This is a genomic window from Halomicronema hongdechloris C2206, assembly GCF_002075285.3.
Taxonomy (GTDB): Bacteria; Cyanobacteriota; Cyanobacteriia; order Phormidesmidales; family Phormidesmidaceae; genus Halomicronema_B; species Halomicronema_B hongdechloris.
Genome location: NZ_CP021983.2, coordinates 4675624 through 4698742, shown reverse-complemented (window position 1 = coordinate 4698742; position 23119 = coordinate 4675624). Strand labels below are relative to the sequence as shown.

17 protein-coding genes and 3 pseudogenes are annotated in these 23119 nt (G+C 57.5%); 9 read left to right on the top strand and 11 right to left on the bottom strand.

Features of this window, described 5'->3' with window-relative positions; translation table 11 throughout:
• Window positions 1-2: 2 nt before the first annotated feature.
• Both XM38_RS21365 and fraC read right to left on the bottom strand, forming a co-directional pair.
• Entirely contained in the window at window positions 3-1010 is a 1008-nt protein-coding gene (locus XM38_RS21365) for a DUF5357 family protein (RefSeq protein WP_088431001.1), read from the bottom strand.
• Window positions 1007-1582, bottom strand: coding sequence for a filament integrity protein FraC (gene fraC, locus XM38_RS21360; protein ID WP_088430999.1), 576 nt, complete (start codon window positions 1580-1582; stop codon window positions 1007-1009). Before fraC ends, XM38_RS21365 begins: the two co-directional genes overlap by 4 nt.
• A 166-nt stretch (window positions 1583-1748) precedes the next feature.
• Here fraC and XM38_RS21355 point away from each other — a divergent pair, with 166 nt between their 5' ends.
• The gene (locus XM38_RS21355; protein WP_088430997.1) at window positions 1749-2882 is read left to right on the top strand and encodes a cob(I)yrinic acid a,c-diamide adenosyltransferase; all 1134 of its coding nucleotides are present in this window, start codon (window positions 1749-1751) and stop codon (window positions 2880-2882) included.
• Here the strand turns inward: XM38_RS21355 and XM38_RS21350 are convergent.
• Window positions 2879-3878 (bottom strand): annotated as a pseudogene (locus XM38_RS21350) (zinc-dependent alcohol dehydrogenase family protein). The gene XM38_RS21355 and the pseudogene XM38_RS21350 sit on opposite strands and share 4 nt — an antisense overlap.
• 243 nt (window positions 3879-4121) lie before the next feature.
• Between XM38_RS21350 and XM38_RS21345 the strand changes: the two are divergent.
• Both XM38_RS21345 and XM38_RS21340 read left to right on the top strand, forming a co-directional pair.
• Window positions 4122-7772, top strand: coding sequence for an Ig-like domain-containing protein (locus tag XM38_RS21345; RefSeq protein WP_080811418.1), 3651 nt, complete (start codon window positions 4122-4124; stop codon window positions 7770-7772).
• A gap of 62 nt (window positions 7773-7834) precedes the next feature.
• Window positions 7835-8218 carry a hypothetical protein gene (locus XM38_RS21340; RefSeq protein WP_080811420.1) on the top strand — a complete coding sequence of 128 codons (384 nt, stop codon included), beginning with the start codon at window positions 7835-7837 and terminating at the stop codon, window positions 8216-8218.
• Between the two features lie 71 nt (window positions 8219-8289).
• Here XM38_RS21340 and XM38_RS21335 read toward each other — a convergent pair whose 3' ends face one another.
• Window positions 8290-9873, bottom strand: coding sequence for a DUF3370 domain-containing protein (locus XM38_RS21335; RefSeq protein WP_225889376.1), 1584 nt, complete (start codon window positions 9871-9873; stop codon window positions 8290-8292).
• Window positions 9874-10269: 396 nt separating this feature from the next.
• Here XM38_RS21335 and XM38_RS21330 point away from each other — a divergent pair, with 396 nt between their 5' ends.
• Complete coding sequence (locus XM38_RS21330; protein WP_080811424.1) at window positions 10270-10389, top strand: photosystem II protein Y; 120 nt, start codon at window positions 10270-10272, stop codon at window positions 10387-10389.
• Between the two features lie 118 nt (window positions 10390-10507).
• Here the strand turns inward: XM38_RS21330 and rdgB are convergent, their stop codons facing one another.
• A complete protein-coding gene (rdgB, locus tag XM38_RS21325; RefSeq protein WP_080811426.1) occupies window positions 10508-11089 on the bottom strand; it encodes an RdgB/HAM1 family non-canonical purine NTP pyrophosphatase in 582 nt (193 codons plus the stop codon).
• Window positions 11090-11208: 119 nt separating this feature from the next.
• Here rdgB and XM38_RS21320 point away from each other — a divergent pair, with 119 nt between their 5' ends.
• Together XM38_RS21320 and XM38_RS21315 are read left to right on the top strand one after the other, a co-directional pair.
• Window positions 11209-12966 (top strand): ABC transporter ATP-binding protein, encoded by a 1758-nt coding sequence (locus XM38_RS21320; protein WP_202978941.1) that lies wholly within the window; start codon window positions 11209-11211, stop codon window positions 12964-12966.
• 67 nt (window positions 12967-13033) lie between these two features.
• The gene (locus XM38_RS21315; RefSeq protein ID WP_088430993.1) at window positions 13034-14440 is read left to right on the top strand and encodes a sialidase family protein; all 1407 of its coding nucleotides are present in this window, start codon (window positions 13034-13036) and stop codon (window positions 14438-14440) included.
• Here the strand turns inward: XM38_RS21315 and XM38_RS21310 are convergent.
• Window positions 14421-14756: pseudogene (locus tag XM38_RS21310) on the bottom strand (hypothetical protein); the annotation flags it as partial. The gene XM38_RS21315 and the pseudogene XM38_RS21310 overlap by 20 nt on opposite strands.
• A gap of 111 nt (window positions 14757-14867) precedes the next feature.
• Between XM38_RS21310 and XM38_RS21305 the strand changes: the two are divergent.
• Window positions 14868-15851 carry a Fic family protein gene (locus tag XM38_RS21305; protein ID WP_080811433.1) on the top strand — a complete coding sequence of 328 codons (984 nt, stop codon included), beginning with the start codon at window positions 14868-14870 and terminating at the stop codon, window positions 15849-15851.
• A 174-nt stretch (window positions 15852-16025) separates the two neighbouring features.
• Here XM38_RS21305 and XM38_RS21300 read toward each other — a convergent pair whose 3' ends face one another.
• A complete protein-coding gene (locus XM38_RS21300) occupies window positions 16026-18620 on the bottom strand; it encodes a CHAT domain-containing protein (protein WP_088430991.1) in 2595 nt (864 codons plus the stop codon).
• 253 nt (window positions 18621-18873) lie between these two features.
• Here XM38_RS21300 and XM38_RS21295 point away from each other — a divergent pair, with 253 nt between their 5' ends.
• Window positions 18874-19092: a DUF2281 domain-containing protein gene (locus tag XM38_RS21295; protein ID WP_080811437.1), complete on the top strand. Its 219-nt coding sequence runs from the start codon at window positions 18874-18876 to the stop codon at window positions 19090-19092.
• A gap of 63 nt (window positions 19093-19155) precedes the next feature.
• On the opposite strand, the pseudogene XM38_RS21285 reads toward XM38_RS21295, so the two are convergent.
• From XM38_RS21285 to XM38_RS21275, 3 genes and pseudogenes are all read right to left on the bottom strand, one after another.
• Window positions 19156-19326: pseudogene (locus XM38_RS21285) on the bottom strand (UPF0175 family protein); the annotation flags it as partial.
• A 346-nt stretch (window positions 19327-19672) separates the two neighbouring features.
• Window positions 19673-19921 carry a DUF4926 domain-containing protein gene (locus tag XM38_RS21280; RefSeq protein WP_080811441.1) on the bottom strand — a complete coding sequence of 83 codons (249 nt, stop codon included), beginning with the start codon at window positions 19919-19921 and terminating at the stop codon, window positions 19673-19675.
• An 18-nt stretch (window positions 19922-19939) separates the two neighbouring features.
• Window positions 19940-20272 (bottom strand): DUF6883 domain-containing protein, encoded by a 333-nt coding sequence (locus tag XM38_RS21275; protein ID WP_080811443.1) that lies wholly within the window; start codon window positions 20270-20272, stop codon window positions 19940-19942.
• A 607-nt stretch (window positions 20273-20879) separates the two neighbouring features.
• On the opposite strand from XM38_RS21275, the gene XM38_RS21270 reads away from it, so the two are divergent.
• A complete protein-coding gene (locus XM38_RS21270) occupies window positions 20880-21509 on the top strand; it encodes a type I restriction endonuclease subunit R (protein WP_225889375.1) in 630 nt (209 codons plus the stop codon).
• 37 nt (window positions 21510-21546) lie between these two features.
• On the opposite strand, the gene XM38_RS21265 is transcribed toward XM38_RS21270, so the two are convergent.
• Window positions 21547-23100 carry a gamma-glutamyltransferase gene (locus tag XM38_RS21265; RefSeq protein ID WP_088430985.1) on the bottom strand — a complete coding sequence of 518 codons (1554 nt, stop codon included), beginning with the start codon at window positions 23098-23100 and terminating at the stop codon, window positions 21547-21549.
• Window positions 23101-23119 lie beyond the last annotated feature (19 nt).

The following is a 23119-nucleotide window of genomic DNA, read 5'->3' as shown; positions in this document are numbered from 1 at the left end:
TCTCACACAGAGGGGAACCCCGGCGAGCGGGGTGTCCCCAGCTCACACTCCACCTGAGCCACCAGCGGGATCGTGTCATCGGCAGCTGGATCGGGCTCAGGCTCTTGGTCGGGGGAGGTGATCGTGGCTTTCGGCAGAATCTGACAGGTCTTCTGCAGATAGTAGCCCTGGGATTCTGCCGCCGGCCCCTGCCAAACCGCCATCAGCATTAGGGTATAGCCTTCATCCTTACGCTCCGGAGCCGGGGCCACTAAGTGCCACAGGGGCGCCTCTTTTTCTGGCAGCATGATGCGTTGGCGGGCGGCGGTATCCAGCTGGTTGAGCTGTTCGTCCAGGTTCAGTAGCCACCGTTCCACCCAGGGCCAGGGTGTATCGCTCAGTTCTTGCTTGAGGCTGGCTTCGGCGGCCGTTAGCAACGAAACCCCCCGGGAGAGGGGCACCTCTTGACCGGGGAAGCGATAGACAAACCCGCTGTGGTGCAAGTCTTCCGCCAAGAGGCTGGGATAGTCATCAAACCAGTTTTGCAGGCGAAAGTAAAACTGGAACCAACTGCTCAACAGCAGCCCCAGCAGGCCCAGCAAGATCAGCCGTTGACGTTCGCCCGGGGGGGGCACCTGCAGCGTGAAGTCCCAGCCGATAAATTTGGGGATGATCACCACCACCACCGAAATCAACGGCCAGCTGACTAGGGCCAGGGACCACTGGTTGCCGGGCCAGGAGCCGAAGATAAATAGGCAGAGGATGGCACCCACTACCCAAGGGGCAATGACCAACCCAAAGGGGCGAATGCGGTTGGCTTCTAAGGCCCAGCCGATACCGATGGCCAGAAAGACCCAACTAAAGGCTGTTAGTAAAAACCGGGTAAATCCACTGGCCCCAGCCGCCACCGCCACCCAGGACATCACCCAGGAAAACAGACACAGGTAAATGATGGTCTGCCAGGCGTAGTACTGCTGGGGCAGAAAGAAAGCCTGCAGGCGATCGATGAGTTGTCGGATCAGGGCGATCATAGGACGAATCGTCGCAGGGAGAGGAGCAGGAGAATGGCGACGAAGCTGAGGGCATTGCCCTGCAAGACGGCCAGGGTGCGCCTGGAACTGGGGGTGAGGAAGTGGCGCCGTCCCTGCCGGGCTCGCTGGTAGAGTTCTCGCCGCGACAATTGCTGACTTTGCCGATCTGCGGGCTGTAGCCGTCCCAACATCCGCATCAGCCACTCTAGGGCCTGCAGCTTGACGAAGAAGGTGGCAAAGAAGCAGAGGATGCCCACCGCCAGGAGCATCCAGATCAGCTGGCTAGCCATGGAATTAGCATAGAACTGATCAAACAGGACATAGCTGATGATCTGTCGCTGTAGGGGGGCTGCAGCCAGGGGCTCTAGGCCCAGAAAGGTGAGCCAGCCTAGGCTGGTGGCGAAGAGGTTGACCGTGGCTGCATATTGCACGCTGGTCTGGTAGCCCAGGCGCAGGTGTTGTCGCAACACGGCCCCCTCTAGTGCGATCGCAACTAGCAAACAGACGCACTGAAAGGCAATGGCCCGTAGGGGCAATACCCCCACCACCTCCAGTAATTCCCGAAAGGGCATGGCGACTCCTAGCGAATCTAGGCAATAGGGTATATCGTCTGCAGGGGTTTCGCTAGAATTTGTAGGTTAAATTACCAACGGTAGCCCCTTCTACCAGACCTCTAGGTGTAGGGCTATCCGTGCAAACCCCCTTTTCATCTCTGGTCCTACCCAGGCATTCAACACTATGGTTAAAACCGGCATCGGCATTCGGACAGCCCAGGGCAACAGCGAGCGGCTCACTGGCCAGATCCATGTCTATGACGGCGACGGCAAGGGCAAGTCTCAAGTGGCCCTGGGGGTGGTGCTGCGCTCCATTGGCCTGGGCATTCAGCAGTTTATGGAGAGTCGAGTACTGCTACTACGGTTTCTCAAGGGTCCCGGTCGCACCTACGACGAAGACGCCGCCATCGAAGCCCTGCAACGGGGCTTTCCCCACTTGATCGACCAAGTCCGCACCGGCCGCGCCGAATTCTTCGGTCCCGGGGAGATCACCCGCTTCGACCGGCAAGAGGCCCAGCGCGGTTGGGATGTGGCCAAGGGAGCCATCGCCTCCGGCCTCTATTCCGTGGTGGTTTTAGATGAGCTGAATCCAGTCCTGGATCTGGGACTCCTGCCCATCGACGACGTGGTCCGTACCCTGCGCCGTAAACCCGAGCAGCTCGAGATCATCGCCACCGGTCGCGGCGCCCCCCCAGCCCTCCTCGACATCGCCGACCTCCATTCCGAGATGAAGCCCTGCCATTACCGGCCTGAGGATTATCCCGGCATCGAAGGGGTCGAGATCTACACCGGCGACGGCAAGGGCAAGTCCACCAGTGCCCTGGGCAAAGCCCTGCAAGCCATCGGTCGCGGCATCAGTCAGGACAAGTCCCACCGGGTGTTGATCATGCAGTGGCTGAAAGGGGGGCAGGGCTATACGGAAGATGCCGCCATCGCCGCCCTGCGCAAGAGCTATCCCGACCTGGTGGACCATCAACGCTGTGGCCGCGACGCCATCGTCTGGCGGGGCCAGCAGCAAGAGATCGACTATGTGGAAGCCGAACGGGGCTGGGAGATTGCCCGCACCGCCATCGCCTCCGGCCTCTACAAGACCATCATCCTGGATGAACTCAACCCCACCGTAGATCTGGAACTCTTGCCAGAGGAACCCATTGTCCAGGCCCTGCTGCGTAAGCCCCGTGATACCGAGGTGATTATCACCGGCCGCTGCAAAAACCCGCCTACCTATTTCGATCTCTCCAGTGTCCACTCCGAGGTGTTTTGCCACAAGCACTATGCCGAAAAGGGAGTAGACCTGAAGCGCGGGGTAGATTACTAAGCCAGGGATTGAGCCAGGACTACCTTACCCACCGCCGTTCCCGACTCCAGGTAGGCATGGGCCTTAGCCACATCGCCGATCGTAAAGGTTTGCTCCGCCAGCAGGGGCCGCAGTTGCCCCTGGTCTACCCCGCTGGGCAACCTGTGTCAGGATCCAGCCGTGGTGGGCTCGGTTGATGCCTGATAGCAGCGGCAGCAACATGAAGACCAGATGCAGGGTCAGGCCCTTGGCGTGGAGCAGACTCAAGTCCTGTTGCGAACGGGCCACCAGAGACACGACGGTGCCATTGAGTCGGGCCGCTTGGAAGGCGTTTTGCAGATTGTCGTTGCCGACGGTGTCAAACACCACATCGAAGCCCTGGCCCTCGGTGTGCTGAGCCACCAGATCTGCCACAGGGATTTGGCGATAGTTTAGGGTGACATCGGCTCCTAGTTGCCGGGCAACGGCAGCCTTCTCCGGGCTAGACACCATGGCATAGACCGTGGCTCCGGCTCCCTTGGCCAGCTGCAGGCCCACATGGCCCACCCCTCCCGTGGCTCCGTAGACCAAGACTCGCTGTCCCGCTTGCACCTGGGCCCGATCGATTAATCCTTCCCAAGCAGTGATGGAGACCAGGGGCAGAGCCGCGGCTTCCAGCATGGTCAGGCTGCGGGGTTTGGGAGCGACTAAGCTGGCATCGGCCACCATGTACTCCGCCAAGGCGCCACCAGTACCCTTGATGCCCCCGGCACAGGCATAGACCTCATCGCCAACCTCAAGGCCAGATACTCCCTGGCCCAAGGCGTCTACCACGCCAGCCACATCTCCATGCAGAATCGCCGGAAAGTCCGGAGCAATGGCGGCCACCGCTCCCTGACGGATTTTCACATCCACGGGATTGACACTGGTGGCCATCACCCGAATCAGCACATGGTGGGCCGGTATCTCTGGTGTTGGCACCTCGGCTGGCTGAAAGACCGTGGGGTCGCCAAATTGCTCAATGACCATCGCTTTCATTGTCATTCTCCGACTGCAAACGCCATGTCACCTCATTGTTGTGAGTCACTAGTAGGTGACCAATCTAAATTTGACCCCCACAGCTGGGGAGCTGGGGAGGCAAGAAGAGGCAGGGCTATCTCGGAGTCACCTAAGCTACCCCGTTAAGTTCAGGGAGCAATTTTCTGGAATCTTGAGCTCAACCCTGAAGATATAAATTACGTTGCAGTCTACCAGTCCCGCCTCCCCCCAAGGAGCCCCACCATGGCAACGGCCCCCCAACTTGCCCCTACCGTTGTTCCCTCCATAGCGGCCCATATCACCGGCGATAACAGCGGCCAGATTGCCGTGGGCGATCATATTCTGCAGCTCACCAACTATGGCGGACTGGTCAATGTGGCCCCTCCTGCCCAGACCGCTCAGGTAACTCGGCGCTCCCAACCAGTTAAGTTACTGCCGCGGCCATTTCCTCACCTGATCGGTCGACAGCAGGCGCAGCAACTGGCGCTACAGCACCTCAGCATCCACCAGTCAGTCGATGTCTACGGTCAACCGGGCATTGGCAAGTCGGTGTTAGTTCGCCATCTGCTCCACAGCACCACCTGGAAGGCCTATGGCGATGGCATTGTCTATGTCTCGGCCCACGGCAAGCCCCGAGCCGACCTAGAGCAGTTTCTGTTTGAGGCCTTCTACGACACCGATATTCCCTATCGAGCCACCGATCACGAGCTGGCTCATTACCTACAGCCCATCCAGGCCCTGGTGGTCTTAGACGATCTGCAACTCGATGCCGCCGCCATCGAGCAACTTCTGAACCGAATGCCCCAGTGCCTGTTCCTGGTCACTGCTCCAGAGCGTCGCCTCGGGGGAGATGGCAGACCATTGCCGCTATCGGGTCTACCCTTACCGGAGGCCGTGGCCTTGTTGCAACAGGATCTGGGGCGTCCCCTGCGACCCGCTGAATATGCTCACGCTGAGGCTCTATGCCAACACCTGGAGGGGCATCCCCTGCGGATTCTGCAGGCTAGTGCCCTCCATCGTCAGGAGCGGCGCTCCCTGGCTAAATTGGCTCAGCAGGCTGCCAAGACCCGAGATCGAGTGCTGCTGAGTGCGTCTAGCACTCGTAAGCGGCAGCAGCAGCTCATCCTAGCTATCCTGACTGCCCTGGAGGCCCTGGCCATGACCGTCGAGCAGCTAGCTCGCCTGTCATCACCCGTGATCTCCTCGCTGCCGGAGACCCGCCAGGTGCTGCAGAGCCTGGAGCAGCTGCGGCTGGTGCAACTAGAAGGCAATGCTTACTCCCTGGCCCCGAATCTGGCGGAGGGCTTGGCCCAACGCTGGCCCATTGAGCAGAGCCGGCAGGTCTTACTGGAGCGCTATGTCACTTGGGTAGGGCAGCTGCCCAGCGAGGCGATTCCACCAGAAGACATTGATCCCATGCAGTATCTGGCGGCATGGGCCGTGGATCAAGGCCATTATCAGGAGGCCATTATTTTGGCTCGGGCCATCGAGCCGCAGCTGATGCGATCGCATCGCTGGGGAGCCTGGTTCTTGCTGCTGGGCATCCTGCTGCAGGCAGCCCGAGCCCTGGCAGACACTGCCCAGACCGCATGGGCGTTGCATCAGTTGGGGACACGAGCCCTGTGCCTTGGGGATCGAGACACTGCCCTGAGCGCCCTGACGGAGGCCCTAGAACTGCGTCAGAGCCTGGGCAATGCCGATGCCATCGCCGTCACCCGCCATAACCTGGAGTTACTCTTGGGGCCTAATGCTGACTCTGATGAGAAAGACGCCGATCCTATCGAGGAGGACATCGACGTCGACCCATCACCGGCAGAGGACTTCCTGGACAGTGACCCTGACGACCTCAGCCAAAGCTTGGCGGCACTGCGCTGCCAACCGATGCCATCGAGTCCAGCGCCGCCCCAGCGCTGGTCCCTACTCACGGGCAAAAACCTACCGCTGCTGCTGCTGGCCGGTGGCACCACCACAGCCTTAGCTGTAATGGCGGCCGAGGCAATTAAAAACCTTGGCCCAGAGTCGACACCGTTTGAAGACAGTCCTTCCTTAGATCCGAATGAGATCGAAGACCAATTGGCGGATATTAGCATTCAACCTTTTGCCTCTCCTGAGACCGAATCCTCTGGTAGTGGCCCCAGTTTTTCCCCGTCTCCTCAGCCTCCTAGTCCTCCCGTGAGGCCTTCTCATCCGCCTCAAGCATTACCGGATATTGTCACAACCGCCTATGGTCAGGCAGTACAGATTGTCCCTTTGCAGAATGATCGAGATCGTGATGGCAATCCCCTGGCCATCGTGGCGCTGCAGCAGCCTTTGCAGGGGCGGGTGCAGGTGCACGGCGACGGTAGCCTGACCTATACGCCCGCCCCCCGCTTCTCCGGCTCAGAGCGGTTTGAGTACACCGTTAGCGATGGTGATCATACGGCCAAGGGGCTGGTTGAGGTGGCGGTGGCAGCTCCTGAGCCGATTCAAGCGTTTGATGATTTTGTCCAGACCGCCTACGGCCAGCCGGTCAGGATTACGCCTCTGCACAATGATCGCGATCCTAGGGGCCAGGCACTGCAGATTACTGAGGTCACGGCCCCAGCCCACGGTCGAGTAGAACGCCAGAGCGATGGCAGTCTCCTCTACCGGCCAGCAACCCAGTTTTCCGGGCAGGATGGCTTTATCTACACGGTCAGTGATGGCGATCGCAGGGCCGCGGCCGCGGTTCAGATAGAGGTCTTGCCTACGGTTCCCCTGCAACTCAACCATGACTTCGTGGAGACTCCCCAGGAACAGCCAGTGGAGATCGCGCCCCTAGCCAATGATCGAGATCCCTTGGGGCAACCCCTGAGGCTGGAAGAGGTGGCCACACCAGCCCATGGCCGCCTAGAGCGTCTAGGCTCGAATCGCCTGCGGTATACGCCTGACCCCGGCTTCTCTGGCCTCGACACCTTCGAGTATGGGGCTAGCAATGGCGAGCAGCGTCAGCAGGCGTTGATCGAAGTCTCCGTCGTGGCTGCCCCCTTAGAGGCCGTGAATGATGCCGTTGACACCGCCTACAGAGAGGCCGTGGAGATTCGTCCCCTGGACAATGATCGCGGCGATACTCTACGGCTGGACACTGTAACGCCACCAGACCATGGCCAGCTAGCCATCGATGAGGCCGCGGGCACCATTACCTATACCCCCGAGCCTGATTTCTCCGGACGCGATCGCATCACCTACACCCTCACTGACGGCTCCCAAACAGACACCGCCACCATTGCCATTACAGTACTACCACCACCAGAGATCCAGGTGACAGATGACCAGATCACCACCGAAGTCGGGCAAGCCGTGACCCTCTTCCCCCTAGACAACGATCGAGATCCGGCGGGAGAGCCCCTGGAGTTGTTATCCGTGTCGGCGCCTGAGCACGGCAGCGTGACTCGCAATGACGACGGATCTGTCACCTATCTGTCTGAACAGTTCGTGGGCGCGGATCGCTTTACCTATCAGGTGCAAGCCGGTCACCGCACCGCCACCGCCACCGTTGCCGTCACGGTGACAGAGCCCCCCTCTGAGCCCGTCACCGCTCCTTTAGCCGTGGCTCAGCCTGCAGAGATAGACTTTGGGTCTGTGCCCTATGAAGCGTTGGTGGGCAATGGTCGCCAACAGGAGCTGACGATTCGGAACCAGGGAGATGCTCCCCTGCAGATTGAGTCCCTGACCATCACCAGCAATGATCCCAATAGCCCGCTGACCGTGCCGCTTCAAGGCACCATGCAGTTGCCGCAGGACACTCAAAGCCCTCCAGATCCTGGGTCGACTGGGTCGTCCGGCCGGGGATCAGGCAGTACCAATGGTGCTGGTGGCAGCGAGGGTGCCCCATCGTCTAATGGCAATGGTGCTGGCGGTGGGGATCTCATTTAACCACCCCCCCTAAAAACCGATCAAACACTGTAATGTTGTCCATCTTTTTGAGGAGATCCACCATGACTTCTGCGAATACTCCCGATCCTGGGGCCATCAATGCCCATATCAATGCCCATGACAACAGCGGCCAGATCGCCGTGGGGAATCAGATCCAGCAGCATATGGATACGGCTGACGAGCAGTCACTCATGGCTGTGTCAGCGGATTTGCAAATCCTGTTGCAGCAGCTTTCGACCCAGCATCCGGGGCAAGGGGTGACTAACCACATGGCCGTCGCCACCGAAGCGGTGGCACAGATTCAGCAGCATCCGCCCCTGCTGCAGCGGTTGTTTAGTGCCCTGAAAGCCGGAGGCACGGCCACCCTAAAGCAGTTGGTGAAACATCCTGCCGCCACCTTTGTTATCAGTGCCCTGGAGGACTTGCAGAAAACAGCTCCTTCATAGGTCTCTATAGGGGCATTGCAGAAAAGGGGGCCAACACGGACTCCCTCCTGTGACAGATTTCACCCGCAGAATTAGTCTTGGGGCGCCCTAGCTTCGATTCCCCCATAGGGATCGGTGGTCTGCACCGTAATCACCTGGGGGGGCGTGGCGTCAGGGGGATAGAGAAAGTCGACAACTACCTGGCGTTGCTCCCCTGGGGGTAGCTCTAGCTTCAGCAGCGGTTCACCGGCCTGACCTCGGCGTTGCACCAAATGCACATAGCGACTCTGCTGCAGGCCTAGACGATTGGTGGCCTGAATCCGCACGGTACCGCGGAAAAAGATGGCATCATCGGGGGGCTGGCGAAACCGCAGCCCGTCTTTCAGGGATTCATCCTGCAGTGGGGTTTGAAACTTGAGCAGCACCATCTGAGCATCGTCGGTGGGGTTCTTCAGGGGCAGGGTGAGGGAGTAGTGCACCCCATAGTTGCCGTGGGCGCGATAGGCGGTGTCGGGATAGCGGGCCAGCATGGGAGCACTCTGGATCTGACCAGTGCCCAGGGTGTTGCGGTCCAGGGTGCTGATGACGTAGGAAAAGGCTTCCCCAGGGTTGGGAATGCTGAGGCTATCGCTATCGGGATCGTCGGTTGCGATCGCATCCCACCGTTCTCCCTGGGCTACCCCTGCCACCCGACCGTAATAAAAGGGCTCCGCAGACTTATTCTCCGGCGGTGTAGGGGAAATATCCCGGGGACCAGCCAAATCTCCCGTCTTCAGCAAGGCAATCCATTCCGAGAGGGTCGGCACCCGTTCATCCCCATTGGCTAAGCGGGGAGCATACATGGCCAGACTGGCCAGATGCACCGGACCATCACTAGATAGATACATCAAGGCCGTACGGCCATTGCTGGGTAACGCCTGCCCATCCGCCAATGCCGGTGAGCCAGCCATCCAGTTACCACTCTGCAGCGGCAAGCCAAGCTGCATATGAGGCAACGCCGCAATCACATCGGTCGGCTTCACTGGAATCGGGGAACCAGGCGGTAGGGTGCCGTTGGTAGGCACCGTCAAGCGTCGCAGCGGAATCGGCACATTCATCAACAGACTGACATGACCAGGGGGAATCGTAATCCGATCAGGCCAATGCTCCTGAGGCTTATCCTGCAGCATGTCCGTCATGGTACGGCTGCCCGGCCCGGCATAGACATTACCGTTGGGATTAGCTACATAGGCGGGTAAATCGTGAAAGGGAGCTTCTTGACTGAGATAACTGACCCCCTGCAGCACCTCTAGCTTCACGGGCTGTTGCCCCGGGTTATGAACCAATACCCCTAGGAACAAAGAGCGCCGATCAGTCTGAGTCAGCCCCCGAGCAATGTGGTGGGCAAACAGATTAAACCGCCCCTGCAGAGGAAAGTCTAGGTGAGCCCGGGGCGCGGCCATCTCCTCCGCTGGGAAGGTCGACAACAAAATGCCCTCCCGCTGCACCACCTCAGGGCTGTTGCTGTTAAACATAGGAATTCCATCCAGCTGCCCCGGTAAAGCACGCACTTCGTGGCGCTGGACCATATCACCAGATTGCCCCGGTGACGACGAGGCGGATGCCGTCACGGTGGGTGGCGGGCTGTCCACCGCCGATTCTGGAACCGATGCAAACAGTGGCGCGAACGCCAGCATAGAAAGGGCAGTGAGCATGAGCTACCTGATGACTTGAACAGTAGGACAGCAACCGAGAGCAGCCATCATCCCAGATCACCACAATTTCCTGGAAGCAGTCAATCTATCAGCAAAATCAATAGCGTACTGGCAAGATTTGCCGGTGTATTACCATGAACCGTAGACAAAAGCGTAACCAATAGTACCACTTGATGCCGACTCAACATGCCGGCAGTAACCCAACCATTCTCAATGGCTGGGATAGCCTGCCGTCTCGATTACGCTCATCTCGGCCTTAGCCCCCCTTAATCCGCCCATTGTCTTCAGATGGAGGGAAATCCCCCAATCTGCCGAGGAAAATTTATGAGAGAATTGTGACAGCCGTTTAAGCTTTCTGTCGGGAAGGAGGTATTTCGAATGGACGGGCGTGTTCTCATTGTGTTGCTTCCTATTCTTATCGCAGGCGGTTGGGCCGTTTTCAACATTGGTAAGGTAGCAATGTCCCAACTGCAGGAATTTATGAATAAGGAAGCCTAAGGGATCTCTCAGGACTCATCTCGGCATCCCTCTTGCAGGGGTGCCTGAGAATATCGAGTCCCTGATACGCTTAGCCTAAACAGCAAGAGGCATCTGCCCAGGGTAGATGCCTCTTAACTTAGGTTAGGCTGGGATGGGCCTTGAGCTGAGGCAGCAACTGCCGGAAGGCAATGGCTCGATGGCTATGCTCTGCTTTCTGGGCCGATGTCATTTCTGCAAACGTCAAGCCCAAAGCTGGCAAATAAAAGATGGGATCATAGCCGAAGCCACCTATGCCCCGAGGCGCCAGAAGCAATTCACCTCGACAGATGCCCTCCGTTTCTAGGGCAATGGTGCCATCGGGACGAGACAAGGCTAAGGCACAGACAAACTGAGCCCCCCGCTCAGGCCGGTCGCCTAACTCACGTAGTACCCGCTCGATGCGGCTGGCGTCAGAATCAGCGTAGCGAGCCGAATAGATGCCAGGGGCACCCCCCAGGGCATCCACCTCTAGACCAGAGTCATCGGCAATGGCCCATTGTCCTGTGGCCTGGGCCACCTGAGCTGCCTTGAGGCGGGCATTTTCCAAGAAGGTCTGACCAGTTTCTTCCACCTCTAGTTCAGGGGGCTTCAGGGTCAGTTGCCATGCCAAATCGGCCAAATGAGCTTGCAACTCCTTCAGCTTGCCTGGATTTCCCGTTGCCACAACCACCGTCACCATAGCGCCCTCTCACTGCACTGCTCTGTCATTGAACCAAGGCTCAGCCTTCGGGACAAGTCAGACCGGTGTAGAGCAGAAACCTGATAGCGTAATGGGGCGTAGTCTGACTGGGAGTTTGCGTGAAACGGCGCCGCAATAACTACTGGCAATTACTGCCCCAGATTCGCCAGCAATGGTTGACCATCGCCCAGGCTCTGCTCTGTACTCTGGTATTTGTGGCCTTCTGGCCAGTGCTGGCCTGGCTAGCCGGGAAAATGCTGGCCCTAGTAGTGCAAGGCCAAGTGCGGCAGCTGGCTCAGATTTCTGCTATCACCATGGTCGGGTTTGTGGTGCAAAAGCTGGGCCAATACGGCCAGGATGCCCTCATGGCCAAGGCCGCCCTGGAGATCGTCTACCAACTGCGCCAGCAGGTCTATCGCCATTTACATCGCCTCAGCCTGGCCTACTTCGAGCGCTCTCAAACCGGAGATCTGGCCTATCGCCTGACGGAGGATATCGATCGCATCGGCGAGGTGGTCAATAAGTTATTTCACGACTTCGTGCCGTCGGCGTTACAACTGGTGGTGGTGCTGGCCTACATGCTCTACCTCAACTGGCAGCTGACTCTGACGGCTCTGGTGCTAGTGCCGTTATTGGCTTTGTTGGCGGGGTGGTTTGGCAATCGCATGGTGCGGATTTCCCGCCACAGCCAGAACGTGGTGGCCGATCTCTCGTCCCTGGTGACGGAAGTGGTCAGTGGCATCCGCCTGGTGCAGGCATTTGCCGCCGAAGATTACGAGGTAGAGCGGTTCTCCCAGGCAGCAGAACGCAACCGCCAGGCCCGCTATCGAGCCGCTTGGCTGCAAGCCGTGCAGTTCCCGGTGGTGGGATTGCTCTATGCCCTGCTGGTGGTGATTATCCTGCTCATGGGCAGTTGGCAAATTTCCCAGGCAAACCTTACCGGTCAGGCCTTCGGCAGCTATGTGGCCGCTGCCCTGATGTTGATCGACCCGGTTAATCACACCATCGATAACTACGGTCAGTTCAAGCAGGGAGAAGCCTCCATCGATCGCATCTTCGAATTGTTTGCTCTGCAGCCAGCGGTGGTGGAGGCTCCCCAGGCCCAGCCCTTGCCAGCAGTCACCGGTAAGGTGGAATATCGCCGGGTCAGTTTTGCCTATACCCCCGGCCAGCCAGTGCTGCAACAGCTAGACCTGCTGGTTCAGCCAGGGGAAACCATTGCCCTGGTAGGTCCCTCAGGCGCTGGTAAAACTACTCTGGTGAATCTATTGCCCCGCTTCTACGATCCCCAGGCGGGCCAGATTTTGATTGATGGCATCGACATTCGCACAGTAACCCTGAAGAGTCTGCGGCAGCAAATCGGCATCGTGCCCCAGGAAACCATCCTGTTCTCTGGCACCATCGCCCAAAATATTGCCTTCGGGCAACGCCAATTTGATCTGGAGGCAGTGCAAGCAGCAGCTAAGATCGCCAATGCCCATGACTTTATCTGCCAGTTTTCCCAGGGTTATCACACTTGGGTAGGGGAACGGGGGGTAAATCTGTCTGGGGGCCAGCGTCAACGTCTGGCCATCGCTCGAGCGGTGTTGCTGGATCCGCGGATTCTAATCCTGGATGAGGCTACCTCGGCCCTAGATTCCGAGTCAGAAGCCCTGGTGCAAGAAGCTCTGGAACGGCTGATGTACGATGGTCGAAGACCTGTCCGAAAGGGCCATCGCACCGTTTTCATCATTGCCCATCGCCTGGCCACGGTACGCCGCGCCGATCGCATCTTAGTCCTAGAACAGGGACAAATCGTAGAGTCCGGCAACCACGATGAATTACTGGCCCAAGGCAATCGTTACGCCCAGTTCTACGCCCAGCAATTTCAGGGGTAATGGGGCACAGTGTCAGGCTCTTTAAGATGGAAGTGGCTAACAAACGCGCGCGATTCTGGAGTCGTCTATGGATGGGACATGGCCCATGGCCACCGCTAGGTTAGGGGGACTGGTGCTATCCGCACTAGCGGCCAGCTGTGCCTGGTCTCCCTCCGTAACCAAGACTGATTTCCAGGGCAGGCAAAGCCCTGCTGATACACCTGATATTACTTGGCAGACTAGGCGTGAGGTAGCCCAGGGAGAAGCCATTCGCGGCCCCTGGCAGATGAATGCCTCTGAGTTTCGCTATGTTGACGACCCGACAGTTGCCCTCACTGCTACAGGCACCGTTGGGGTGGCCTGGGCAAATCAGGCTGAGCAAGACATCTTCTTACAGATCTATGAACCGGATGGGCAGCCCCGCCTAAGTGCCCCGATCAATGTATCGAGGAGTCCAGGTATTTTTTCCTGGCTGCCTAAACTCATCATCCACGGTGAAGCCGCCCAGAATATCTATCTACTGTGGCAGGATATCGTCTTCTCCGGCGGCTCCCACGGAGGAGAGATTTTCTTTGCCCGCTCAACTGATGGCGGCCAGACCTTCAGCCAGCCCCTCAACCTCTCAAATACCCGAGCCGGGGCAGGGAAGGGTCGCCTTTCCGCTGAACGCTGGAGCAATGGCAGTTTTGCCTTGGCCCGCGGCCCCCAGGGCGCTCTCTATGCCGCCTGGACAGAATACGAAGGCAATCTGCGTCTCAGCTATTCCAGCGATGGCGGCAAGCGGTTTTCCCCACCCCAGACCATCGTCACTGCCGGTGAAGCGGGGGCACCGGCTCGCGGCCCTACCCTGGCGGTAGCCGGAGATGGCACCGTATTTTTAGCCTGGGCCGTAGGCGACGATGACAATGCCGACATCTATGTCACCCGCTCTAACGACCTGAGACGGTCGTTTGCCCCGCCCCAGGTGGTCCACGACAGTAATGGCCATTCAGATGCCCCTGCAATTGCTATTGATTCTGGGGGAACCCTGCATCTGGTCTATGCCGAAAGCCCCAGGGGCCGTTTTCGCCGCTATCACATTCGCTATGCCCAACTACCGTTGGGAAACGCCAGATTCAGCCAGCCCCAAAACATCACTGGCCATCACGACCAAGACTTTGCCAGTGTCAGTTTTCCAGAGGTTGCCCTAGACGGTAATGATCGCCTGTATGTGCTGTGGGATCTGTTTTCAGAAGGGGGACATCGCCCTCACGGACTGGGGCTAACCCTATCTGAGGATAATGGTCAAACCTTCAGTGCCCCCGCCATTGTACCGGGGACCGATGATCCTAACTTGGGCATCCATGGCAGCCTGCAGGGGTTGTTGATGCAAAAGCTGGCTGTCGCTCCAACCGGCATCTTCACGATTGTGACCAGCACCTTCCGGGCCCGTCACTCCAGCCACATTTGGCTGCTCCAAGGACAGCTGAACGCCACTAGCCCCGCACCACCGTAACCCTTCGTCCGTCAGGGGTTGTGACTCTTTCGGTGGTGGTGCGTTCCTCAATCGGGGGGATGCCACTGCGGCGATCGAAAATCACCAGCCAGCCAGTCTCTTCCCCCAGGCGAGCCAGATAGCTATCCAGCTGGGCCAACCCTGCCTGCAACGGATCGGGGCGCCCCTGCCGCCAGACCTTGAGTTCGATGCCGAGGACCACCTGACCATAGCGTAAACACAGATCCATGCGGCCAGTCCCTAGGGCATACTCGCGCTCCAGGGTGCCGCCCCCATTCACCACGCGATGCAGAAAGGCCATCAGCACCAAGTGGGGTTCACTTCACAGCATGGTTTAGCCATGGGGGAATCCTGGAGTTGACCGGCTGAATTCTTGGGGGCTGTTCTCATCCAGCGACGGGGCGAGGGCTGTAGGATAACGATATGGATGGAAACGGTGCGATCGCTCACAGTAAAGTCTCAAAGGGCTACTGCCACGGAGCTATTTGATACCCTGCTGCTGCTGCTCAAAGCCCATCCGCATTGGCGCATCGATGCCCTGGTGTCTCAACTGCTAGTGCCCGCCATGCCGATGGATATTGCTGCTCAGCTTGCTCAATTAGATCAACTCAAAGGATGGCTCGACAGCTTTCGGCCATTGTCTCCTGCCGTGCTGGCAGAGCTGAAGCAGCGGTATGACGTGCGCTTTACCTATAACTCCAACGCGATCGAGGGCAATACCCTAACGCAAAACGAAACCGAGTTGGTGCTGGCAAAGGGCATTGCGGTTGGGGGCAAAACCCTAATTGAGCATCTAGAAGTGGTCGGGCATAAAGAGGCGATCGATTACGTGGAAACCCTGGCTCAGGCCGAGTCTCCCATTGGCGAATGGGAAATTCGACAGATCCACGCGCTGATTATGCGGCAGATTGCGCCGACTGAAGCCGGGCAGTATCGCCAGCTCGATGTCAAAGCTGCCGGAACAGAGCATGTCTATCCACCGCACTATTTGTTGCCAGAGCTGATGACAGAGTTTGTGCAGTGGTTAATAACCGAATCAAGCCGGTTGCATCCCGTCGAAGCGGCAACAGAGGCTCACTACCGATTTGTCTCTATCCATCCCTTTCGCGATGGGAATGGGCGCACCGGACGACTGCTGATGAATTTACTCCTGATGCGGGCCGGATTTCCGATTGCGATTATTCCTACCCAGCAACGCCAGCGATACCTAGAGGCGATTATTCAGGGGCAGCGATCGCAAGACGACCTTGCTCCCCTGATGGCGATCGTGATGGAATCGGTGCGCGAATCGTTTGTCGAAACGTTGGCCCTGCTAGCAACCGCTACCGACAGCCGCGGCCAGGGTAAACCTTTCTACGAAGAAATCATGGAATTTTTGAAAACGCATGGGGAGACTCGCAAATTATCCTGATACCGCTTCGCTCAATGTCAGTCACATCACTTGCCAGGTGGATAGCTTCGACTCTGTTCAGAAAACGATGGCTGAGCGACATCGAAGCTGGGTCACTGAGCATAGCCTCGACTTCCCTCAACAGGGCTCAGGACCAGCCGCTCGGCCAACGTCCCTTGTCGAAGGAGTGAAAGCTCACAACCCGTTGCCAATGAGGATAAACGATGCCCAGTAGTAGGGATGGCTGAGATTGTTGCCGGTGAGGGGTTGTCCGGTTTCGGTGCTAATGACATCAATGGTGCCGCGCCCACCGCCGACCAGACTGAGGTCATTGGCGATCAACGCCTGCTGGGCTCGCTGCAGGGCCTCCGCCTTGGTCATGCCCTGACCGAGGGCAGCGTAAAACTCCGTCATCAAGACCTGGGTGCCCTGGTCACTGACTTTCCACAGGGACGACATCACCGCCCTAGCCCCACTCACCTGAAACTGATAGCCCAGTCCCAAAATTTCTTCGCCGTTGCCCAGGCCGCCCACCCCGGTTTCGCAAGCGCTCAGCACCACCAGCTCAACGCCGTTCAACGACCAGTCTTCCACATCTCGCAGGGTGGGCGTGTCGCCATTGCCAAACAGAATGAAGGAATCTTCGGGTACGCCGGGAACGAAGGCGGCATGGGTGGCAAAGTGCAGAATGCTGTACTCGTCCATCAATGGCCGCACCGAATCCAGGCTAAAGGCTTCGTCGAGGAATTTGGTCTCGGTGGGGAGGGTGGCGACTTCGGCCCCGGCACCGGGTAAGCCCTGAAATGTATAAGAGGTGCCGTTCACCTCCGGCTCATGGATCAGGGAGGGGTCCGCATAGGCAGCAGCCAGAATGCTGGGCTGAGGGGTATCGCTCTCGGTCAGGTCGGTGAGAGATTCGGCGGTGATGTTGTTGATGCGGTACTGCTGGATCAGCCATTGCTCACCGTCATGCAGGGCAGCGAGGGGAATGTAGCGCAGTTGCCCATCGGGGGAGTAGATGAGGGTTTCGACTCCGGCTGCCCCTAAGTCAGCTTCCAGAGGACGGATCAGCCAGTCGTAAAGCTGTTGGGCAGGCGTTTCCGCGTCAGAACCTGGGTGGGTGAGTGCGGTGCGGAATTCTAGAATTGCCGCGTTTAGCTCCTCGCGAGACACCTGAACAGTTCGTCGCAGCGGGGGCGAGTCGGGCACGGTAATCACCAACTCCAGGCGATCGTCCAGGATGAGGGGATAGAAGATGGCGGCGTTGAGCTGCTGGAGTTCGTCGCGAAGGCGATCGAGTTGATTGAGACTGAGGCTGGCTTCCCGAGCTTCGAAGTTCAATTCATCAATCAGCTTGAGAATTTCGGGACTGCGGGCAAAGTCGCGGAAGTCGCCGTTGATGTCGTCCAGTAAGTCCGTGAGTTGGGCAATGCGCTGTACCTGCTCTTCACTACGTTGTTCTCGGGGAATAGCCTTGAGGTCTTCGAGTTCTTGGCCAGCAGCAATGGCGGATTCTTGCAAAGCATCGTACCGGGCCAAAATCGTCTCCTCAGGCCGCAGAAAGTCAACCCCTGCTTCGGTTTCGCTGGTACGCTCAACGCCGCGAATGTAGTCGTCGAGTTCCTGCACCTTCAGCAAGTCCAGTACCCGCTGGGCTTCCATAATGCGGTCTTGTTGGAGAAGGAGGTCAGCTAGCAGGCGATATGTGCTCGCTACAGTATCTAAATAAGATTTTTGTAGGTCTGGATCGAGGTCTCGCATACCACTGCGAATGGACTCGCGTACTTCGACCGAAGCCTTAAGAAAAACAATGGCCAATTCAGGCTGTTCTTGGGCGTCAAATAGTCTACCTAAATTTGCCAGGGTGTTTCCTTCGCCGTGGCGATCGCCAGTTTGACGTTTAACAGCTAATCCTTGCTCATAAAAACCAATAGCTTGTTGATAGTTGCCAAGACTGTAGTAAGCATTGCCTAAACTGCTAAGAGCACGTCCTAATCCACGGTGATGATAGATGTCGCCAGTGATTGCTAGCTGCTGCTCGTGAAGGGCTAGCTGCTGCTCGTGGAGGTTAATTGCTTGTCGATGATCGCCCAGCAGTCCGTAAGCTACACCCAGATTTCCTAGAACTTCTGCTTCACCGAAAAGTTCATCAATTTCGCGATAAATTGCCAAAGCTTGCTCATAGAAGGCGATGGCCTGCCAATAATTACCAAGATCTTTGTAGGCAACCCCTAGCCCATTAAGAGAACTTCCTTCTCTCAGACGATCGCCAATTTCCCGAGCAACAGATAACGCTTGTTCCAGCAAGTTAATCGCCTGTTGATCGTCTCCCAAAGTTTGGTACACATTGCTCAAGGTGCCGAGAGCATCACTCTCTCCTACGCGATCGCCAATTTCGCGGGTAACCAACAGTTGCTGCTCGTAATAGCTAATGGCCTGTCGATATTGCCCTAGATTGCTGTGGATAATCCCTAAACTGCCCAGCATTTGTCCTTCTCGTTTCCGGTCTTCCAAATCTCGATAAATGACCAGCGCTTGCTCTAGGGACTCACGTGCTGCCTGAAACTGTCTGGCTTTGTACTGTTCAAAACCTTGCTGACGTAATCTGTTCGCCTCTGCCTGACGTTCTGAGAGGGGCTGTTGATCTAGGAGTAATGGATTGCCTTGTGGTTGCTCTGGATCTTGAGGCTTTTGAAATGTCTCCGGAATCTGGGTGGCAGCGACCTGGATAACAGGAATAAACAGGGCGGTGAGGGTGGCGAGGCTGAGGAGATGAGCGGCGGGGCGCATGGACAGGTTTTCCTTCCGGGGACGACATCAGGATATAGCTCTGAGCCGGGAGAGCTTATGCAGGGTTAGGAAAGCTTTGGAAAGCGGGAAAGGGCGAAGGGTAAAGGGTGAAGGGACGAACTTTGAGTGGAGGGTGAAGGTAAGGGAAGAATGAGCGCGGGATGGTGAGTGCCGGGACAGGGAAATAGGACGGGGCTGAGGCTTTCGGGCAGAATGGAAGTGGATTCAAGACACCTTTAGCAATTCTGGCCCCATGCATCCCATCTTGCACGAAATTCAAAATCTCCCACCGCAGGCGCAGCAGCAAGCGATCGCCTATCTGACCAACCTGCTCCAGCAGTACCAGCATCGGCCCCAGCGCTATCTCCAGCAAGACTGGGCGGGGGCGATGAGTGCCTACCGGGAGCAATACACCAGCCTGAGCCTACAGCAAGAAACTGTAGATGACTGGAGCCGCGATGTATCTGATTGACACCAATATCTGGTTAGAGCGACTCCTCGATCAACAGCAGGCTGAAAGTGTTGGTGAGTTCAAGGTGATGCGATCGACTCCGATTAGAGAGGCCGCCATGCCAGAAGATAACCGCTTCAACTCAAATAGCTTGACCGCCATTGCCCATTTGGCTTCCTGCTCAAACTGGTCACGGGTGCGACCTAGGGCATCCGGCAAGGTGTCAGGATATTCGATGGTTAGATTTAAGGGCATTGGGTCTCAGGGGGATTGCTCTTCAAGAAATCAGGATTACTTCCAGAATACCTGGCCTCCGAAATGAGGAAATCAGCGAGGTGGAGGAAGTGGGCGGCGGGGCGCATGGGCAGGTTTCCATTCCGGTAACGACATCAGGATATAGTTCTGAGCCGGGAGAGGTTATTCAGGTTTAGGAAAGCTTTGGGAAAGGTGAAGGGTTGAGTTTTGAGTTTTGAGTTTTGAGTTTTGAGTTTTGAGTTTTGAGTTTTGAATTTTGAGTTTTGAATTTTGAATTTTGAATCCCCGCCTTCGCGAGGACAAGCTTTGAATTTTGAATTTTTGGTTGCCGCTTCTCCGGCATGGCTTAAACTGTGGCCATCGTGCGCTGATGATTCGGTGATGCAGGCTCAAAATGGAGCACCATGATCTGCTCCGGCGGTAACCCAACTGACTCGTAGGTGCGACCGTCGCGATCGCTGAACTCAACCTCAAAGGCCTGACCGTCAGCGAGCAACTCGACAACGGTTCCGACCTGCCCACGTAATAAGCCATACTCCGGCAAATCGAGGGTTAAGGCGACAACATCTAGTAAGTTAATTTGATTAGCCGTCATACGTCTGGTCTCCCAGCACTACAGGGGATAACACGTCGTCAATTTTGGCGTTTCTGAGCCATGCTCAACGATCCAGCCACTCCGAACCGTTGCACTTCTATTCTGCCATTCGACCATGAAATCTACGGTGTAGCGTTGCCCAAACTGATCGCGTCGCCCTAGCTGAGCCTCGCGGGATACTACGACCGCAAGCAGAATTTGACGTAAAGCCTCTGCATCATCAGAGGTCATACCCAGCTTTGACCGAAACAACCGCGCTTTGTGTTTACCGTCATCATGCTCTGAATTTAGGCAATAGTCGCGGAGTTTACGAATATCCACAACTGCATTCGCGGCATAGGGAATCAACATAAACAGTGATTTGATTTCAAGCAAAGACCCGGTTTCTGGGATGGCGTGGCGGTGACCTCAAGAGCGGGAACGAGGAGAGCGGTGAGGGGCGAGGCTGAGGAGGTGGGCGGCGGGGTGCATGGGCAGGCTTCTATCCAGTAACGACATCAGGATAAATGCCTGAGCCTGAGAACCTTATTTACGGTCAGACAGCTTTGGGAAGGGCAGAAGCGGAAATTGTGAGTCCGGAGGACGGGTAGCGATGGTCCTGCAGGGCCAGGCTAGCCCCTCTGGGGTGGCTTAGCCAATGACCATCGCCTCGCAATGCGGGCTATCGACCAGTGGCAAAGACCTCTGCCTGGATTCCGGGATGCCGCCATTTTTGTCCGGGACCCATAGACTTTTCTCTGGGACGCAGCTATTTTTTGCCGGTACTGATCTATTTCTGGGCGGGACGCAACCATTTTTGTCCGGGACCCATAGACTTTTCTCTGGGACGCAGCTATTTTTTGCTGGTACTGATCTATTTCTAGGCGGTCCCCATAGATTTTTCTCTAGGACGCCGCCATGTTTAGGCGAGATGACTCTATCTCTATCCGCCCCATGCTACCGTGATGAACATCAGGCAATGCTTGCTGTTATGGTCACTGCTGGCATCACTCAAGCCATTACCAACCTCAATGAAGCCCGCACCAAATTAGGGGTGGCGCCTAGCCAAGATGCTGCGTTTTTTCTGGAATGGCAAGCACCACTGCCATCGCTAACAGACGCCCAAAAAGTCAGGCTGGATCACCTGAAGCAGCGCTATTTGTTCTATGCCGACAGCGGTGCCATTACTGAAGGCACCGTCAACCTGATTCTGCTGGCTCCTCTGCTGGAAACCTTGAGTTTGATGGATCCCCCTTATCAGGTGCGGGGTGAGAAATATGTACGCGTTGCCATTGAAGATGGCGAGACCATGCTAGAGGGCTTGATTGATGCGCTGTTGCTAGATGAGCATCTGTGGCTGATTGTGATTGAGAGCAAGCGCTATGGGTTTAGTGGGCGGCAGGCCATTGCGCAAACCCTAGGGTATATGGTCACAGCCCCGGTCTCTCCTGTGTTTGCCTTAATTACGACGGGGGAAGATTTTCTGTTTGTGAAGCTTGATCGCGAAACCGGCATGTATGGCCTGTCGGACAAGTTCACCCTGAGTACCGTTGCAGGCAATGACTTGCATCAGGTGGCACAAATTTTGCAACGATTGGCCGCTCACTAAAAGGGTTACTTATTAGGCATCCTCAAAGTCAGCGGCCTCATCCATCACCAGTAGCCCCCGCGGTGCTGCCGCCTTCAGCCACTCCACCGGCCCGGCGGAAGTCAGCGGCGGCGGCTAAGCCAGCCTCAGGGGTCCATGATGCCGCTTGCACTCCCCCGAAGTACATCGATGCAGTCTCAAACGGATACGCCGAAAACTCTGGTAGGTCTGGAATCGAGAGCCCTGGCTCAAACGCTAGCCGCAGCGCCTGATCGATGACTTCTACATGGAGGCGGGGATATGCGATCGCATCCGCCAGTCCTAACTTGCGGTGCACGATATTGAGCAGCACCTGAGCTATGGCCGTGGTAATGCGGGAGGCTCCCGGTGAGCCAATCGCCAACTTGGCACCGTCGGAGCGCTGGGCCAGGGTAGGGGCCATGTTAGAAGAGAGCCGGGTGCCGGGGGGCAGGTCCTCAAGCCCTTGGGGATGGAGGTCCACTTCTCCCAAGGAATTATTCAACCAGAGGCCAGTGCCAGGGATCATGACGCCAGAGCCATAGCCTGCGGAAGCACTGATGGAGCAAGCCAAGCCCGCGCTATCTACCGCCGAAATGTGGATGGTAGACGGGGACTTGGCCAGGCCGCGACAGTTGCCCTGTCGGGCCAGTTGCAGCATTTGGGTAATAGCCTCAGCGGTATCGGCCAAACCATCCAAGGCCTGGGTGCGATAGGCCAACACCGCCCGCTGACTCTCGATCAGGTGTTCTATGGAAGGACAAGCCCCCTGCATCTGGGCCTGGTAATCGAGCAGCAGCAGCATCGCCGCCAGACAAGCGCCGCCAATGGCGGGAGACGGATTGGTCGCCACCTGCCAGTCACTGAATTGAACCCTCAGGGGATGGCGAGGAATAGCCCGATAGGCCGCCAAATCCTCTGCCGTCAGCAGGCCACCGTTGGCCTGAATGTCTGCCGCCATCCGCTGGCCGATTCCCCCGTGTAAAAAGCCGCGACACCCTGATCTGCAATCAACCGCAAGACTATCGGCCAGGTCGGGAATGTGAACAATCTCTCCCTGCTGCAGCAAGCGGCCATCATCGTGGTGCAGGGCTCGATAGCTGTCGGGATGCCAGCTAAAGATAGCCTCATGGGTATAGCGCAAGTACTCGGCCGCGCCGCCGGTGAGGGGAAATCCCCGCTCAACCCAGTCAATGGCCGGGGTGACTACATGTCGCCAGGGCAAGGTGCCATACTGGTTAGAGGCTAAACCAACCCCGCAAAGATGCCCGGCGTGGCCACCGAGCCCGTAGCCCACCCGATTGCTCATGGGACCGCCGTAATCAAACCTGACGTCGAAGGTGCCCTGCCCCACCGAGGGGAGGCTAAACGCGCCCGGCATGTCAGCATAGGCGTCAATCACCACAGGCTCCCCTGCAGCCGGCCAGACGGCGATAAAGCCGCTGGCCCCCGGGGCCATCACCCCAAGATCCGTGCTCATGGCCACCAAGGTGGCGGCCAGGGCCGCATCTACCGCGTTGCCTCCCTGATTGGCGATGGTAGCCCCCGCATCAGCAGTAATCTGTGACCCAGCCGCAATCGTGACCCTAGCCATAACCCCCGAGTACCGCACC

What these genes read in the sequence shown, in the direction of transcription:
- XM38_RS21365 (WP_088431001.1), bottom strand. Translation starts at nt 1,010, where the DNA reads ATGATCGCCCTGATCCGACAACTCATCGATCGCCTGCAGGCTTTCTTT.
- XM38_RS21345 (WP_080811418.1), top strand. Translation starts at nt 4,122, where the DNA reads ATGGCAACGGCCCCCCAACTTGCCCCTACCGTTGTTCCCTCCATAGCG.
- rdgB (WP_080811426.1), bottom strand. Translation starts at nt 11,089, where the DNA reads ATGGTGACGGTGGTTGTGGCAACGGGAAATCCAGGCAAGCTGAAGGAG.
- XM38_RS21305 (WP_080811433.1), top strand. Translation starts at nt 14,868, where the DNA reads ATGGAAACGGTGCGATCGCTCACAGTAAAGTCTCAAAGGGCTACTGCC.
- XM38_RS21295 (WP_080811437.1), top strand. Translation starts at nt 18,874, where the DNA reads ATGCATCCCATCTTGCACGAAATTCAAAATCTCCCACCGCAGGCGCAG.
- XM38_RS21335 (WP_225889376.1), bottom strand. Translation starts at nt 9,873, where the DNA reads ATGCTGGCGTTCGCGCCACTGTTTGCATCGGTTCCAGAATCGGCGGTG.
- XM38_RS21265 (WP_088430985.1), bottom strand. Translation starts at nt 23,100, where the DNA reads ATGGCTAGGGTCACGATTGCGGCTGGGTCACAGATTACTGCTGATGCG.
- XM38_RS21270 (WP_225889375.1), top strand. Translation starts at nt 20,880, where the DNA reads ATGCTTGCTGTTATGGTCACTGCTGGCATCACTCAAGCCATTACCAAC.
- XM38_RS21275 (WP_080811443.1), bottom strand. Translation starts at nt 20,272, where the DNA reads ATGTTGATTCCCTATGCCGCGAATGCAGTTGTGGATATTCGTAAACTC.
- XM38_RS21280 (WP_080811441.1), bottom strand. Translation starts at nt 19,921, where the DNA reads ATGACGGCTAATCAAATTAACTTACTAGATGTTGTCGCCTTAACCCTC.
- XM38_RS21330 (WP_080811424.1), top strand. Translation starts at nt 10,270, where the DNA reads ATGGACGGGCGTGTTCTCATTGTGTTGCTTCCTATTCTTATCGCAGGC.
- XM38_RS21355 (WP_088430997.1), top strand. Translation starts at nt 1,749, where the DNA reads ATGGTTAAAACCGGCATCGGCATTCGGACAGCCCAGGGCAACAGCGAG.
- XM38_RS21315 (WP_088430993.1), top strand. Translation starts at nt 13,034, where the DNA reads ATGGATGGGACATGGCCCATGGCCACCGCTAGGTTAGGGGGACTGGTG.
- XM38_RS21340 (WP_080811420.1), top strand. Translation starts at nt 7,835, where the DNA reads ATGACTTCTGCGAATACTCCCGATCCTGGGGCCATCAATGCCCATATC.
- fraC (WP_088430999.1), bottom strand. Translation starts at nt 1,582, where the DNA reads ATGCCCTTTCGGGAATTACTGGAGGTGGTGGGGGTATTGCCCCTACGG.
- XM38_RS21300 (WP_088430991.1), bottom strand. Translation starts at nt 18,620, where the DNA reads ATGCGCCCCGCCGCTCATCTCCTCAGCCTCGCCACCCTCACCGCCCTG.